Source organism: Pseudoalteromonas sp. SG43-3 (genome assembly GCF_014164385.1).
Classification (GTDB): Bacteria; Pseudomonadota; Gammaproteobacteria; order Enterobacterales; family Alteromonadaceae; genus Pseudoalteromonas; species Pseudoalteromonas distincta.
Genome location: NZ_JACJFC010000005.1, coordinates 24,621 through 40,398, shown reverse-complemented (window position 1 = coordinate 40,398; position 15,778 = coordinate 24,621). Strand labels below are relative to the sequence as shown.

Genomic DNA, 15,778 nt, shown 5'->3' with positions numbered 1-15,778 from the left:
AATACCTAAAAATTATGCTTTTATACTCATGCCATCGCTGAGTGAATAAAAATAAGCGCGAGTAGCGGGTATTAAGCCAATAACAAAACCTGCGGCCATAATAACCCCGATTAAGCCCAGTTCATAGTAAGAGAGCATTGTGATATTTACGCTTATACCGGCATGGCTTTGTAAGTAACCGCTGGCTGAAAAAATAACTAAATAGTAAAGCGCACTACCCACTAGGCAACCAAGTAAAGTTGTCAGTAATGACTCAATACTTATAAGTGTAAATAAATGCCAAGGGCGAGCGCCTACTGAGCGCAATATAGCAAGTTCGCGACGTCGCTGGCTCAGGTTTGCAAGCAATGTCGTTAACATACCAAGTAAGCTAACTAACACGACAACAGCTGAGAATAGTAATAGTATTTTTTCTACTATGGCGAGCATTTCCCATAACTCTTTAAGTGTTACGGTTGGCATAATGCCAAGCAGGGCTTCTGGCTTATATTGATTTATATTGCGCCTAATTTGTAATGTATACAAAGGCGAGTTAAATCCCATTAAAAATGCTGTAATTTGCTTTGGGTGACCGACTAGGCTGTTATGTTCGTCATGCTCATGCCCATGCTCATGCTCATGCTCATGGCTCGCTTTACCGCCGTGAATTAAATCGATTGCAGCCAAAGGAATATGCAGCGTTTTATCAACTGGCGTGCCTGTTGGGTTTAAAATGCCGACGACTTTAAATGGGTTATCGTCATGATGATGAAAACTGGTGTTCCCCATGCCGTGCGATATAACAATAGAGTCGTTAAGTTTGTAGCCTAGTTTATTTGCAACTTCGCTACCTAGCACCACTTCGTTAATTGCGGCAAAAGGGTGGCCTTTGTTAAAGGTTAAATTTTGTTTTTTTGCAAAGCGATAATGGCTAAAGTAATCAAGTGTTGTGCCTAGTACCGCTTGGCCTTTATGGCTGTCGCCTAGGCTTATAGGTATGCTCCATTTTACGCCTCGCTGACTTGTTATGTATTGATAACTTTTCCAACTTACGCCGTTATTAGTATGGCCAATTCTAAATACTGACGAAAGCAGCAACTGTATATCGCCGGTACGCGCACCAACAATTAAATCAGTGCCCGAAATAGTATTACTAAAACTACTTTTAGCATCAATTCGTACACGTTCAATACTCAAAAGTAGCATTACACTAATTGCGATAGTAAATAATGTAAGCAGTACACTTGCGCGGCGATTTAATAAGCTTTTGTAAGCAAGTTTAGCGAGAATCATACCTGCTCCTGCAAATTTATAAGATCAATGGAGCGGTTAAATAAAGGCTTTAGTGTTTCATCGTGGCTCACAAATACCAGCGTACTATTAGATAACTTTGCTTGTTCAAACAGTAGCTTTATAAAGCTCTCACGGTTATTTGTATCGAGTGCAGATGTGGGCTCATCAGCAATTATTAGTTCAGGGCTGCCTATAAATGCGCGAGCGGCAGCAACGCGCTGTTGCTGTCCAATACTCAGTGTCGCTACATCTTTATGGTGATACTGGGCAGTAAGGCCTAAAGCATTTAATAACCGTATCGCTTCTTTTTGTAAGGCAGAGTTTTTATTTGATGATTTCTTTAATATTTTTTGTTTTCGGCTTTTTGAAAACTCACACCCAAGCGTTATATTTTCAATAGGAGTTAAATAAGGAAGCAGGTTAAAGTTTTGAAAAATGTAGCCAATGTGATCCGCTCTAAAAACATCACGGGTGGTATTGCTTAATGTAGTTAGGTTTTGGTCTAAAATTGATACCTCACCGCTGGTGGCTGTATTAATGCCAGCAAGAATCGCTAATAAGGTCGATTTACCTGAGCCACTAGGACCGTGTAAAAAAATATGCTCACCTTTTTCTATAACTAACTCTTTTATGTTGAGCGTGGGTGAGCTATCGCTTTTATGCCACTTAAAAGTTACGTTTTTCAGGTTTATCATTATCAGATTACCAACCCCAGTAGTTTAGATCTTTACGCATTTTTAGCTGTCTTATTATATTTAATGGCTTGGGTTTTAGTTTTTCGTTACTTTGTAAAAATTCATTAGCTGCATTTAATACGCGTTGGCTAGATTGGCCATCGGTATACGGATGAAGTTCCTGGCAATAGCTTTCAATATTTTGCATTAAATCACTAGGTTTAGTAAGCACGTGTTCAATAGCTGCTTCTACTTCATCTGCGTCGGTAATATCAAGTAAATGAGGAAGTGGTTTTTGATTACAAAACGTGACTACCGGTTTACGTAGTAGTAAAAACATTAAAAGAACTGACGATGTATCGCACAGCATAACATCAGCAGCTTGCAGTAACGGCAAAACGTTATCGGTTTCAATAAATGTTAGATTTTCGTTACTCAGCGCTTTATATTTATTAACCCATTCGGCAGGCATTTTAGGATGAAACTGCATCAAAATACGCCACTTACCTTGCTCACTAAAATGTTTTATTTGCTCATATAATTTAGGAGCAAGTGATAGCTTTCGTGAGAAAGTAGAGCATATAAGTAAAGTAGGGCGAGGGTCGTCGCTTACATAAGGATTATTTGAAGTGTTACTAAAAAGTGGATCGAGTGTTGGCCAGCCAGTTTCAGTTACTTTAAAGAAACCATGCTGCTTAGCTAGCTCTTTAAATCGGGTTGTTGTATTTGGGCCTTGCGTACAATATAAATCGTAACAACCACGAATAGTAAAATGACCACGATTACCTTCAGAGCTGCGCTTTTCAGAATTAAAACCATGAAATACAGCTACTTTTTTACCTGGAATAAAGCTAGGTACTATATTACCCGGTATAAACGTAATGTTTGGAGCCCAGCTTTTTACATCTTTTATGGTATGTAAACGTGGCTCGTCTGTGGTTAAAAAATCGGGGTTTACTTCGCTACCCGCTAAAAACCAGCGTACTTCACCACCATGTGTCAATATTTGCGCCTGCAAAGGTCTCAAGATAGCGTATGAATAATTCTGAGAAATATACATTAAGTATTTTTTATTTTTAGTGGCAGTTAAGTAGTTCAAGCTATCTCCTCAGGCTGGTTAGCACATTAAGTTTACCCCATTGCGACTCGCTTATAAATATATGCCTTTATTTGTTTTAAGCATCCGATTGAGCTTTGAGGTTGGCTAGATTATTATACAGCCCATATAACCCCATACCATACTTTGCTCAAAGAGCATCCCTAACCCCGGAGATAGCATGACTAGCTATAAAGTTTTAGACGTAAACGATGATTTACCCATTCGTACCAAAGGTGAAGTACACAGCGGTAAAGTTCGTTCAGTTTATTGGTTAACTGATGAAGACAGCGCACGATTAATTAAAGATAAAGGCTACCAAGTACCGACAGGTACTGAGCTTGCTATTATGGTTATTTCAGACCGAATTTCTGCATTTGATTGCATTTGGCAGGGCGAAAACGGTTTAAATGGCGTACCAGGTAAAGGTATAGCGCTAAACTCAGTGGCAGCCCATTGGTTTAAGTTATTTGATAAAGCGGGTCTTGCGGGTAATCATATTGTTGATATTCCGCATCCGTATGTGTGGATTGTACGCAAGGCCAGTACCGTAAAAGTAGAGGCAATTGCTCGCCAATATATTACGGGCAGCATGTGGCGTGACTACGCTAAAGGCATACGTAACTTTTGTGGTATTGACTTGCCAGAAGGTTTAAAAGCGAACCAAAAGCTTGATAACGTTTTAATTACGCCATCAACAAAAGGTATTATTGAAGGCGTTGCTGATATTCCGCCAGTTGATGATGTAAATATAACTCGCGCTAACATTACTAATAACTTAGATGTATTTAACTTTAAATCGGCAGATGACGTAACCAAATACGAAAAACTGTTAGTTGAAGGTTTTAAATTAATTAGTGATGAGCTAGCGAAGCTTAACCAAATTTTTGTAGATACAAAATTTGAGTTTGGTTATGTAGAGGGTTTAAATGGCGCGCAACAGCTTATATATATTGATGAAGTAGGCACGCCTGATTCGTCACGTATTTGGGATGAAGCCGCTTACAAAGACGGTAAAATTGTTGAAAATTCTAAAGAAGGCTTTCGTCAATTACTGATTAATAACGTGCCAGAGAGCGACGTATTATTAAATAAAGATCGCATGAGTGAGCGTGAGCAGTTAGCTAAAGGTTATATTTTACCAGAATCAGTAATGCTTGAAGTGTCAAATACCTATGTTGGCATAGCGAGTAAAATTGTTGGCAGAGATATCGTGATCCCTGAAGATCCTCGCCAAGAAGTTATTACTATTTTAGATAACGATTACGGATTAATTGTTAAATAACAGCACTTAAGTGCTAATAAAGCCAGTAACTAAATCTTTATTTTTAGTTACTGGGCTATAATTCTTGCAATTAGTGCTCGTCTCTAATTAACTTAACCTAATATTAATGTTTAGGTATTGTTATGTTTGAACGGGCATTGCAAAAGTTTGCTAAAAGTCATTACTTTTTAGCTATAGGTTTGTTTTTTAGTCAGTTTGCTTTAAGTGCAAATGTTGAATTAGTAATAGAAGATCAACACGGCCAAAAGTTATCAGGTGCTGTGGTTGAGCTTAATATTGCTGGTAAACAAGCCACACCATCAAATTTGCCCATTGCTATAATGGATCAAGTCCATAAGCAGTTTTTACCCGAATTATTAGTTGTACAACAGGGTCAAAAAGTTAACTTTCCTAACAGCGATAATATTCGCCATCATGTTTATTCTTTTTCACAAGCTAAGCCTTTTCAACTAAGATTATATTCAGGCCAACCAAAAGAGCCCATTACGTTTGAGCAACAAGGGGTTGTTGTTTTGGGGTGTAATATACATGACTCTATGGTTGGCTATATTTATGTAGCTAACAGCGAATTCGTATATAAAACAGATAAAAAAGGCTATGTAAATTTGCCTATTAATACACTGCCTGCACAAGTGAGTGTGTGGCATCCATTACAAACAGCACCATTGGAGAATAAAAAAATGATAACAATTAATTCTCAAAAACAGTTACAGATAACAGTAAACACATCAACTCCAGCACCCAGAAATACCTTTGGTAGTAAGTTTAAGGCTGGTAATGACTAATAGTTTACGAAATCGCATAACCATTTTATGTGTTGGCTTAGTGTTATTAACCACTATGGTCAGCTTGTTTAGTTTTTGGTGGTCTACGAGTAAATTTCAAGAAGAAAAAGTAAATCAAGATATTACCGTAGCGCAAAATGTTTATAAGCAATATTTAAAGTCAAAAGAAAGCCTACTGTTAACCGCTGCAAAAGTACTCACCTCCGATTTTGGTTTTAAGCAAGCTGTAGCAACGCGAGATGCAGGTACAATCAGCAGCGTGTTGTTTAATCACAGTCAGCGTATTGATGCCGAATTAATGTTGTTACTTGATTTATCGGGTAAGCTAATTTCCGCCAATACTGACGAAGACGTTTTTGCACACAACTTAAAGCCCTTGATGGAAGAGCTTTTAAGTGCGCCAGAAGAGTCTAGTTTTGTGGTGCTTAATAACGAGCTGTATCAAATTATTTTATTACCTGTAAAAGCGCCACGTACAGTAGCCTATAGTTTGGTGGGCTTTAAAATTGACGACAATGTAGCCCATGAACTAAAAAGCTTAACAGGCATGGATGTAAGTTTTATAGGCAGTGCTGACGATATTGTTATTAGCTCATTAGCTAATCGTCCTGAGCAATTTGAACCTGTTAGCTATTTTAGTACCGTAACCACATCGCGGTTTTTTGGTGAGTATTTAGTGTTTCGTAACCGAGAAATAGATTTACCATCGTTGTTGACCCATCCCATAATTATTTTGCTGAGTGCCGATTTAACACAAAGTTATAGTGATTTCGAAAAACTGCTTTTTACACTTATTATTTTAGCTATTTTAACTATGTTTGTAGGTGTTATTACGAGCAGCATATTTGCAAATAATTTAACTACGCCACTTACTCAACTAGCTGTAATAGCAAGGCAATTTGCACAAGGGAATTATGCTTTTGAATTTAAAGGCCAAAGGCAAAGTACCGAAATAGACACGCTAGTCGCAGCGTTTGATAGCATGGGTAATGATATTAATCAGCGCGAGCAACAAATTAGCTTTCAAGCCCGTCACGACTCCCTAACAGGCTTTTATAACCGCTCAGCAATGCTTGAGGTGCTTGATGATGAGTTAGATTCATCAGCCGAGTACACGCTCGTTGCAATAGACATAAAAGGTCTTCGCCATATAAACGATAAGCTCGGTCCGCGCATTGGTGATGACTGCCTAAAGGCCGTTGCTTGCAGAATAAGTGAGTTTTCGGATGAGTTAGGGGGCTTTCATGCCCGTATTGGCGGCGATGAGTTTTTAACTGTGTTTCCGACTGCGGCAGCGCGTGAACACAAAAGCGGTATTGTTGGCTTAATGGCACAATTACAAGCGTGCTACACCATTCAAAAACTAAAAATTAACTTACGCTTTAGTGCAGGCATTGTGCAGTATCCTACACAAGGTATTGCAAGTGATGACTTAATGCGCCGTGTGCTAATTGCAGTTGAAAGTGCTGCAAACACACAAGAGAGCATACATTACTATCAAAATGGCGAAGACGAAGCGCACTTAGAGCGCTTAATAATGCTTGATGAACTAAAGCAGGCTATTAGTGATGACGATGGTCAATTGTTTATGACTTATCAGCCAAAATTACATTTGAAATCGCAAAAAATAGATAAAGTTGAGTCGCTTATTCGCTGGCAGCGAAAAGATGGTAGCTGGGTTAATCCTGAACTGTTTATTGACTTAGCCGAGCAGTCGGGGCTTATTGTTGAGCTTACTGGGTGGGTTGTTAATACGGTTGTAGCACAAGTAGCTGATTGGCAGTCTAAAAATATAAACTTACAGGCTGCAATAAATGTATCTGCGCAAGATATAGCATTTCCGGGCTTTCACGCTGCATTAGTTCGCACGCTTAAAAAGTACAAATTAGATTCTAAGCTGATCACTATTGAGCTTACTGAGCGCGATATGATCGAAAACGAAGAAAAAGGTATTAAAGCGCTCGAAAACCTAAAGGCAATTGGCGTTAAAATATCATTAGATGATTATGGTGTAGGGCAAACATCACTTGGTAGATTAAAAATGCTGCCTATTGATGAGCTTAAGCTAGATAAGTGCTTTATCCTAAAACTTGATGAATCGCAAAAAGATCAATTTATAGTGCAATCATCAATTACGTTGGGACATCAGCTAGGTTTCTCGGTTGTAGCTGAAGGGGTTGAAACGCTTGGCTCATTAAATTTACTTAGAGGCATGCAGTGCGACCATGCACAAGGCTATTACTTAAGTAGGCCTTTAAAAGCAGAACTATTAGAAGAATGGCTGGAGGAATACTATGCAAAAAATTAAATACTTATTAGCAAGTTTGTTTTTAATAGTTAGTGTGCCGAGCATTGCAAGCAATGGAAAACTGCTAGCTACGCCGGGAGTTTCTCAAATTGAAGGCAGTGGCGGCGGGGGGATTGTACCGTGGGCACAACTTGCTGGGTACGCAAGTGATGATGAATTTTCGGTAAATGGCTTTTGTAGTCGCGCAGATGTAACCGACTACACACTTGACGTATGTGGTGCACAACTTAATTTATTTAATCGTGTTGAGCTTAGTTATGCCCAACAGCGCTTTGATGTACCAGCACTTGATGCTGAAATAGAGCAATCAATTACAGGTGCTAAAATACGTTTGTACGGCGATATTGTTTACAGTGATTGGCCACAGCTTAGCTTAGGGATTCAGCATAAATCACTGGATGATGGCAGTATTGCAACACTTGTAGGCGCAGAAAAGACTAGCGGTACTGACTACTACCTCGCTGCTAGTAAATTACATTTAGGGGCTATTGCTGGCTATAACTGGTTTTGGAACGTAACTACAAGATACAGTGAAGCTAATCAACTTGGTTTACTTGGTTACGGTGGAGAAAATACTAGCGGAAAAGTATTATTTGAAGGCAGCACAGCACTATTTTTGAGTCGCGAAATAGCCGTAGGTGTTGAGTATCGTCAAAAATCAAATAACTTAAACTTAGGCGAACAAGATTGGAAAGACTTATTTGTAGCGTGGATGCCTAACAAGCATGTGAGTGTGACTGCGGCTTACCTTGATTTAGGAAGCATTGCAGGGGCTGACGATCAAACAGGTTGGTATTTATCGGTTACAGGGTATTGGTAATGAAAAGCGTTGGTATTTTTTTGATTTGTTTAGGGTTGCTTAGTGGGTGTGCAAATTCTACTAAGCTCTCACTTTATCAAAAGCTGGATGGTAAAGCTGGGATAGGCAGAATTGTTGATAGCTTTATCTATCAAATAGGCAATGACGAGCAGATAATTCATTACTTTGAACACAGCAATATAGCGTACTTTCGCCAAGGGTTTATTACTCATATGTGTATGTTAGTAGAAGGCCCATGTACATACGATGGCGACTCTATGGTAGCAATCCATACAGGTATGCATATTACAGAGAAAGACTTTAATCATGTGGTTGATTTACTTATAAATGCAATGAATGAGCAGAACATTAGCCATAGTTTGCAAAACGATATTCTCTCTAGAATGGCACCACTTCGTGGTGAAATTATAAAAATGTAGCCATAAAGGCTTTAAAGTAATTATTAAGTAAAGGGAACCTTGCTTTGATGTCATTGTCCACTTAGAATTATTTCATAAAAACAATAATTGGCAAATATAGCTTGTATGGCTTATCTATTCATCTCTCGCAAAAATGTACACGCAAAATACTATAAAAAAATAATCAAAAAATTGTCGATGGATTGCCAATTACATATCATGGGAGCTCCTAAGCTTTCTGCTGTTAAGTATTTAAAAGATGCGTTTCAAGTTAATTTTACTGATGTAGTTAACTCTCAGCTAAAACGCAAAAGAGCACGTAATGCTATCTGGAATAGTCCTATTATTGCTGCTGTTTACAGTGCTGGGTTAGTTTTATTTGAACGATTACGATACGCTAAGTATTTAGCCTTATTAACCGAGACTAATCCTGACTGCATTGTTATTTGGAATGGCAATAAACTTCCAAATACAACCGTTGCTATGGCTGCAAAAGCATTAGGTGTAAAGCAGTTTTATTATGAAAATGGTTTACTACCCGGTACAAGCAGTTTAGACCCTAATGGTATTAACTATAATGCGTCGTTAAGCCGTGACCCTTCTTTTTACCTAAATTTTGACCCACAAAATAAGTTAAACTTTTCTGCGCCGGATTTAATTCCAAGAGCTGATCATAAAAAGCGCTGTGAATTTGAGTGCGCCGATGTGCCAGAACGCTATATATTTGCGCCTTTTCAAGTACCTCACGATACTCAATTAGCTAGCTTTTCTCCGTGGATAAACTCTATGGACATGTTTTACGACGAGGTGATTAAAGCCGTCAAAAGCTTAAATGATCCAAGTTTAAAAGTGGTTTTTAAAGAGCATCCGTCGTGGCATAAACATTACGCTCATCTTTATGAAAAAGATCCGATTGCAATTTTTGCTAATGGAAATCAAACGAGTGATTTGATTAAGTGCGCAGAAGCCGTATTAACGATTAATTCAACGGTCGGCTTAGAAGCATTACTGCTAAATAAACGAGTTTTAACTCTTGGACAAGCCTGTTACAACATTGAGGGCTTGGTACAGCATGCGAGCACTGCCGAGCAGCTTGCAGCAAATCTGAACGAAGTAATGCAGGGCTGGCAACCAAATACATTATTAAAGGATAAGTTTTTTAGCTTTATTGAACATGTATATTGTATTCCTGGCGTTTGGAAACACACTGAAGATAAACACATTAAAGCGATTGAAGCGCGTTTTACGGGTAATGATGAGTTTGCTAAATATCATGGTGATAAGGAATCGTAGTGAAAAACCTAATTAGCTGTCAGCAATTACACGAGCAAATTAATAATCCTGCATTAGTGATATTTGATGCAGGTATGCTGCGCCCAGGTGTTTTGGGTACTTATTCGCCACAAGCAATGCTGCCCAACGCTAAACGTTTTGACATAAAAAACGAGTTGGCCGATAGATCAAATCCCTTACCAAGTACGGTATGCAGCGAGCAGCAGTTTACCCACGTGATGCAAAATGCAGGAGTAAATAACGATTCGTTTATAGTTGTATACGAAGATGGCGGTTTATTTAGCGCAGCAAGGGCGTGGTGGATGTTTAAAGCTATGGGGCATCACAACGTAAAAGTACTCAGTGGTGGCCTTAAAAAGTGGTTAGAGAGCGGTTACGCCACACAGCAAGGTTATAGCAAATCGTTAGGTAAAAGTGATTTTACGGCAAGCTATAATTCTGAGTATTTTATCAATAGCCAACAAGTGGTTGACGCAATTGATGAGCCCAGCATTGTATTGCTAGATGCACGTGCTTATAAGCGTTTTACAGGCGAAGAAAGTGAACCCCGAAAAGGCATGCGTAGCGGGCATATCCCAAATAGTCGCTCGTTGCCTTTTATGGATTTACTTAATAAAGGTGAAGCCAAACCACTTGCCGAAATTAAAGCGATATTTAGTGACGTGGTTGATGATGCGCGGCAGTTACAGTTTAGCTGTGGCTCAGGTATTACAGCGTGTGCTTTAGCGTTATTTGCTACTGAATGTGGTTACAGTAATTTAAGCGTTTATGATGGTTCGTGGAGTGAGTGGGGTGCAAGTGATTCATTACCCATCGCCACAGGAGAAAAGTAGATGTGTTGTGGGTTTAGAGCTTGCTCACGTTAAAGCCGCAGCGTCTCTAAACCTCTTTGTAAATAACAGTACTTAAAAATATTACTCACAAGGAGAAGTGAAAGAGAAGAAAATGAGAAGGTAAAAACCAGTGCTTGCTCGTATTTGAATACTCTTTTTATACAATCACTTACTCTAAAAGCGCAGCGCCTCTAAACCTTCTTGTGAATAACAGTACTTAAAATATTATTCACAAGGAGAAGTGAAAGAGAAGAAAATGAGAAGGTAAAAACCAGTGCTTACTCGTATTTGAATACTATTTTTATACAATCACTTACTCTAAAAACGCAGCGCCTCTAAACCTCTTTGTGAATAACAGTATTTAAAAATATTACTCACAAGGAGAAGTGAAAGAGAAGAAAATGAGAAGGTAAAAACCAGTGCTTACTCGTATTTGAATACTATTTTTATACAATCACTTACTCTAAAAGCGCAGCGTCTCTAAACCTCTTTGTGAATAACAGTACTTAAAAATATTATTCACAAGGAGAAGTGAAAGAGAAGAAAATGAGAAGGTAAAAACCAATGTTTGCTCGTATTTGTATTAAATAGTTTTTACTTTCTAAAACCATAAGGGCAATTTTTACAACCATTTTTGCAGCACGAACCACGCTTTAAAAAAAACCACTTACTAAATACCATGTAACCATTTTGCATGGTGTAGTCGAGCCCTTCGATTAAATTGTCGTTACCTCTAAATTGTTTTGCAAAGTCTATTTGGGTTTTAATAGGTTGTGTATAAACACCCTCTAAAAAAGTATTTATTTTATTCAGCGTGCACTTGCGGCATAAACAACTTGTTGCTGTGGTATCTAGCGGTAAAATAGCAGGCAGTTCGTTGCACCAACACGCTGATATATCGTCTACATTACACGTTAGAGTACTGTGGCATTGAGTACAGTTAAGTTGAGTCATTATAATTCTTTTTAGTAACAGTGAGCCAAGAATAACAAATATTATGAATACACAAAAAGCATTAGCTGAATTTATTACATTTGGAGAGCAAAGGGACAAAGCTATATCGGTTATTGTTTCAAGCCCTGCTGATAGCAATAAAGCTCACTATACTCTCTCAACCGAGGTTTTAATTGATGTGCTTAAACGCTGTTTAAGTAACGAAATAGACTTAGATGATTTGGAGCTTTGGGCAAACGTAATTGAATCGCGAGATGACATTGATTGTACTGAGCATGAAGGTTTTATTTATGCGCTCAGTAATAGCGAGCAAATGGGAGAGCTTAATCATCAAAAGCTTGCTCAAATAGTTGCGTTAGTAAAAGTTTGATTTGTTTAAAAAGCGAGGTGTAAAACCTCACCTAAAAAAAACCGCACTTCAATTGAATGCGGTTTTTTAAATTGAGGACAACCGTTTTAAGCGATTATTTATGATATCCCAAGCACGTTTCTACTTCGTTTTTAGAACCTAAAATAACGGCTACTCGCTGGTGGATTGCATCAGGCTGAATATCCATAATACGCTCGGTACCGGTTGATGCGATACCGCCAGCTTGCTCTACTAACATAGCCATTGGGTTTGCTTCATAAAGTAGGCGTAATTTATTTGGCTTTTTAGGATCTTTAGTGTCGGTAGGGTAAGTAAATAAACCGCCACGGCTAAGCACGCGATGTACATCGCCCACCATTGCTGCAATCCAGCGCATATTAAAGTTTTTAGCGCGCGGGCCTGTATCGCCTGCTAGCAAATCATTGATATAGTTTTGCATAGCTGGCTGCCAATGGCGTTGGTTAGACGTATTAATGGCAAATTCGTTTGTATCAGCAGGGATTTCGGCAAAATCTTGTGTAAGTAAAAAGCTGCCTTGTGTTTTATCAAGGGTAAACATGCGCGTGCCTTTACCTGTAGTCAGCGCAAGCATTGTTGATGGCCCGTAAAGTACGTAACCAGCTGCAACTTGCTTATGGCCGGGCTGCATAAATATGCTTTGATCAGCAGCGTCAGAACCTTCAGGCGCTTCCATAATAGAAAATATAGTACCCACAAGTGAGTTAATGTCCGTATTTGACGAGCCATCGAGTGGGTCAAATGCTACTATAAATTTAGCGTCTGGGTTACCTGCTACTGTGTAGTCTTCTTCTTCAGAGGCGATTGCTTTAACCGTACCTGATTCCAGTAAAATATCTTTTAACAACTGATTAGATAATACATCGAGCTTTTTTTGAGTTTCACCTTGAATGTTTTCATCAAGGGTTGAGCCTAATACGCCAGAAAGCGCGCCTTGACCAACGCGAAACGAAATTTCTTTACATGCTGCTAAAATTGTTCGAATTAATGATAAAAGTTCTCTTGAACAACCATCTTCAAGTAATACTGGAGGGAGTCTACGCATTCTATTTTCCTGATAACGTGTTAAAACCAATCATAATGTGAGAGAGATTAGCTTAGAGCGCTGAAATTCGTCTTAAATAACTGTATTGTTTAAATAGCACCCTATAATGGGACCACCTAATCGTACTTAAAACACAAATAACAAAGATAAGATTATGAAAAAAATACCACTACTAAGTTACATATTCTTTACTGTGCTGTGCTCTATCATAACTCAAGCGCACGCAGCAATTAAGTCAATTGATGAATTTACTACGCAAATGAATCATTTTCCGGGCTATTATTCGTTTTTTTACGATACCCAAAACGCAAAAGTATATTTAAAAATTGATAAGTTTGAACAACAATTTTTACTGCAGCAAAGCTTGCCTTACGGTATCGGCTCTAACGATATAGGCCTTGATAGAGGTCAGCTTGGTAATACTCACCTTGTGCAGTTTGAGCGTTTTGGCGACAAAGTAATGCTGCGGGCTGTAAATACTTACTATCGTGCTAACACAAGTAACAATGCCGAACAGCAAAGTATTAAAGAAGCGTTTGCATCAAGTATACTTGCTGGTTTTAAAGTAGTCGCAGAAGATAAAGCCACAGCACTTATTGATTATACGCCTTATTTATTAAGTGATGTACATGGCGTAAGTCGCAAGCTTGCTGCACGTAAGCAAGGGAACTTTAGCCTTGATGAATCACGTAGCGCCGTTTATATGAATCGCTCAAAAGCATTTGTAAAAAACACCGAGCTTGAAGCCGTACTTACATTTAAGGGCACTAAACCAGGTGAATTTGTTCGCCAAGTAAGTGTCGACCCTTATGCGCTTACTGTTCATATGCATCATTCACTTATTCAATTACCAGATGATAACTACACACCTCGTAAGTTTAATCCGCAATCAGGTTTTTGGAGTATAGAACATAAAGATTACGCAGCGCCGCTTGGTGACTCTATGTACGTGCGTTATATACCGCGCCATCGTTTAACTAAAAAAGACTCAAGTTTACCTATTAGTGAACCTGTTAAACCAATTGTTTATTACCTTGATCCTGGCGTACCAGAGCCCGTTAAAAGCGCTTTGCTTGAAGGTGGGAAATGGTGGAACGACGCATTTACTGCTGCAGGATATAAAAATGCATTTATAGTAAAAGTGCTGCCAAGTAGCGCCGACCCTATGGATATTCGTTACAACGTCATTCAATGGGTACACCGTGCAACGCGTGGTTGGTCATACGGTAGTTCTGTAATTGACCCGCGTACAGGTGAAATACTTAAAGGGCATGTAACACTTGGCTCATTGCGTGTTCGCCAAGATATTTTAATAGCTGAAGCACTCGCTGCTCCTTATTTAAAAGGCAATGAAGTTGCTAAAAACTTGCAAGCAATGGCGCTTGATCGGATTCGCCAATTAAGCGCGCATGAAATTGGTCACACGTTAGGTATTGCTCATAACTTTGCGGCATCGGTAGGTGATAGAGCTTCTGTAATGGATTACCCACATCCGCTACTTAGTTTTAATGAACAAGGTAAGCTTGATGTAACGCGCGGCTATGCAACAGGCATGGGCGTGTGGGATACCCAAGTAATTAAATATGGCTATAGCGATTTCACTAACCAAGATGAAAGCGCAGAACTTGCTGCTATTTTAAAGGAGAACAAAACTAAAGGCCTTGAGTTTATATCAGATAGTGATGCTCGTGCTAAAGGTGGCGCACATCCAACAGCTCATCTATGGGATAACGGCACTAATCCTTCTCAGGAGCTTTTAAGAGTTCTCGACGTACGTAAAAAAGCGCTTTCGAAGTTTGGTATTAATAATATTAAAACGGGCGACTCATTATCGCAATTAGAGGAAAAACTAGTTCCGCTTTATCTGTTTCACCGTTTTCAGGTTGAGGCTGCGGTTAAGCTTATAGCCGGTGTTGATTACGAATACGAAACACGTGGTGATTCACCCGTAAAAGGCGCACAAGTCGTTAATAAAAAAACACAGCAAGAAGCGGTAAACGCTATTTTTGCAACGCTTAAGCCAAGTAACTTATTACTTCCTGAATCGGTACTATCGCTAATTCCGCCAAAAGCGTATGGCGAGTCTAAGTCGCGCGAGAGCATAGTGGGGCGCACAGGGTTAACGCTCGATGCAATGGCATTACCCGAGGTTGCAGTGCAGCACAGCTTGTCGCTTTTATTAAACGCACAACGTTTAAACCGCCTAGCGCAGCAGCAAGCGCGTAGTAATGACTTTTATAGTTTAGATGAGTTGCTTGAGGAGCTATATAGCCAAGTGTTTAACGCGTCATCACCTAATACAATGACAGGTAAAATCACTCAGCGCGTGCAATTTTTAACTGCAAAAGCCATGGCTGATTTAGTAGCAAGCGATAGTGTAAGCCCTGAAGTGCAAGCGCAGTTACGTTACTACTTAGTTAAGTTAAGTGAAGACTTTAACCAAAACTCAATGCTGAGCCATACAAGTACTGGCGAGAGTGCGTTTAAGCAATATTTAGCTGAGCAAGTAAATCAGTTTTTAATTAAAGGGCAATGGCCAAACAACTTTAAAGTGCTGCCAATCCCGCCGGGCTCACCAATTTAGAATAAAAAGTAGAAGCGCTTAGTTTTAATCAATTACAAAGCAA

General features: G+C 39.1%; 14 protein-coding genes. 9 read left to right on the top strand and 5 right to left on the bottom strand.

The window, feature by feature from the left end:
• Nucleotides 1-12: 12 nt before the first annotated feature.
• The 3 genes from H5157_RS05770 to H5157_RS05760 are packed head-to-tail and all read right to left on the bottom strand — an operon-like array spanning nucleotide 13 to nucleotide 3,045.
• A complete protein-coding gene (locus H5157_RS05770; RefSeq protein ID WP_182724349.1) occupies nucleotides 13-1,272 on the bottom strand; it encodes an ABC transporter permease in 1,260 nt (419 codons plus the stop codon).
• The gene (locus H5157_RS05765; RefSeq protein ID WP_024597019.1) at nucleotides 1,269-1,967 is read right to left on the bottom strand and encodes an ABC transporter ATP-binding protein; all 699 of its coding nucleotides are present in this window, start codon (nucleotides 1,965-1,967) and stop codon (nucleotides 1,269-1,271) included. Before H5157_RS05765 ends, H5157_RS05770 begins: the two co-directional genes overlap by 4 nt.
• Nucleotides 1,968-1,974: 7 nt before the next feature.
• Nucleotides 1,975-3,045, bottom strand: a complete 1,071-nt coding sequence (locus tag H5157_RS05760) for a CDP-glycerol glycerophosphotransferase family protein (protein ID WP_182695555.1) — start codon at nucleotides 3,043-3,045, stop codon at nucleotides 1,975-1,977.
• A gap of 178 nt (nucleotides 3,046-3,223) precedes the next feature.
• On the opposite strand from H5157_RS05760, the gene H5157_RS05755 reads away from it, so the two are divergent.
• The 7 genes from H5157_RS05755 to H5157_RS05725 all read left to right on the top strand — a co-directional run bounded on the left by H5157_RS05755 (nucleotide 3,224) and on the right by H5157_RS05725 (nucleotide 10,764).
• Entirely contained in the window at nucleotides 3,224-4,327 is a 1,104-nt protein-coding gene (locus H5157_RS05755) for a phosphoribosylaminoimidazolesuccinocarboxamide synthase (RefSeq protein ID WP_182724348.1), read from the top strand.
• A 122-nt stretch (nucleotides 4,328-4,449) separates the two neighbouring features.
• Complete coding sequence (locus H5157_RS05750) at nucleotides 4,450-5,112, top strand: methylamine utilization protein (protein WP_182194018.1); 663 nt, start codon at nucleotides 4,450-4,452, stop codon at nucleotides 5,110-5,112.
• Nucleotides 5,105-7,420 carry an EAL domain-containing protein gene (locus H5157_RS05745; protein WP_182712864.1) on the top strand — a complete coding sequence of 772 codons (2,316 nt, stop codon included), beginning with the start codon at nucleotides 5,105-5,107 and terminating at the stop codon, nucleotides 7,418-7,420. The genes H5157_RS05750 and H5157_RS05745 overlap by 8 nt, the downstream gene beginning before the upstream one ends.
• Entirely contained in the window at nucleotides 7,407-8,240 is an 834-nt protein-coding gene (locus H5157_RS05740) for a DUF3034 family protein (RefSeq protein WP_182716626.1), read from the top strand. Before H5157_RS05745 ends, H5157_RS05740 begins: the two co-directional genes overlap by 14 nt.
• Nucleotides 8,240-8,659 (top strand): group 1 truncated hemoglobin, encoded by a 420-nt coding sequence (locus H5157_RS05735; protein ID WP_182716625.1) that lies wholly within the window; start codon nucleotides 8,240-8,242, stop codon nucleotides 8,657-8,659. The genes H5157_RS05740 and H5157_RS05735 overlap by 1 nt, the downstream gene beginning before the upstream one ends.
• A 177-nt stretch (nucleotides 8,660-8,836) precedes the next feature.
• The gene (locus H5157_RS05730) at nucleotides 8,837-9,931 is read left to right on the top strand and encodes a capsular biosynthesis protein (RefSeq protein ID WP_259399350.1); all 1,095 of its coding nucleotides are present in this window, start codon (nucleotides 8,837-8,839) and stop codon (nucleotides 9,929-9,931) included.
• The gene (locus tag H5157_RS05725) at nucleotides 9,931-10,764 is read left to right on the top strand and encodes a sulfurtransferase (protein ID WP_182724346.1); all 834 of its coding nucleotides are present in this window, start codon (nucleotides 9,931-9,933) and stop codon (nucleotides 10,762-10,764) included. Before H5157_RS05730 ends, H5157_RS05725 begins: the two co-directional genes overlap by 1 nt.
• A gap of 594 nt (nucleotides 10,765-11,358) precedes the next feature.
• Here H5157_RS05725 and H5157_RS05720 read toward each other — a convergent pair.
• Entirely contained in the window at nucleotides 11,359-11,718 is a 360-nt protein-coding gene (locus H5157_RS05720; RefSeq protein WP_182724345.1) for a DUF5522 domain-containing protein, read from the bottom strand.
• A 43-nt stretch (nucleotides 11,719-11,761) separates the two neighbouring features.
• On the opposite strand from H5157_RS05720, the gene H5157_RS05715 reads away from it, so the two are divergent.
• Complete coding sequence (locus tag H5157_RS05715; RefSeq protein ID WP_182724344.1) at nucleotides 11,762-12,088, top strand: hypothetical protein; 327 nt, start codon at nucleotides 11,762-11,764, stop codon at nucleotides 12,086-12,088.
• 94 nt (nucleotides 12,089-12,182) lie between these two features.
• Here the strand turns inward: H5157_RS05715 and H5157_RS05710 are convergent, their stop codons facing one another.
• Nucleotides 12,183-13,151: a class 1 fructose-bisphosphatase gene (locus tag H5157_RS05710; protein WP_033038639.1), complete on the bottom strand. Its 969-nt coding sequence runs from the start codon at nucleotides 13,149-13,151 to the stop codon at nucleotides 12,183-12,185.
• A gap of 154 nt (nucleotides 13,152-13,305) precedes the next feature.
• Between H5157_RS05710 and H5157_RS05705 the strand changes: the two genes are divergently transcribed.
• Entirely contained in the window at nucleotides 13,306-15,735 is a 2,430-nt protein-coding gene (locus H5157_RS05705) for a zinc-dependent metalloprotease (protein WP_182724343.1), read from the top strand.
• The last annotated feature ends 43 nt before the right edge of the window (nucleotides 15,736-15,778 follow it).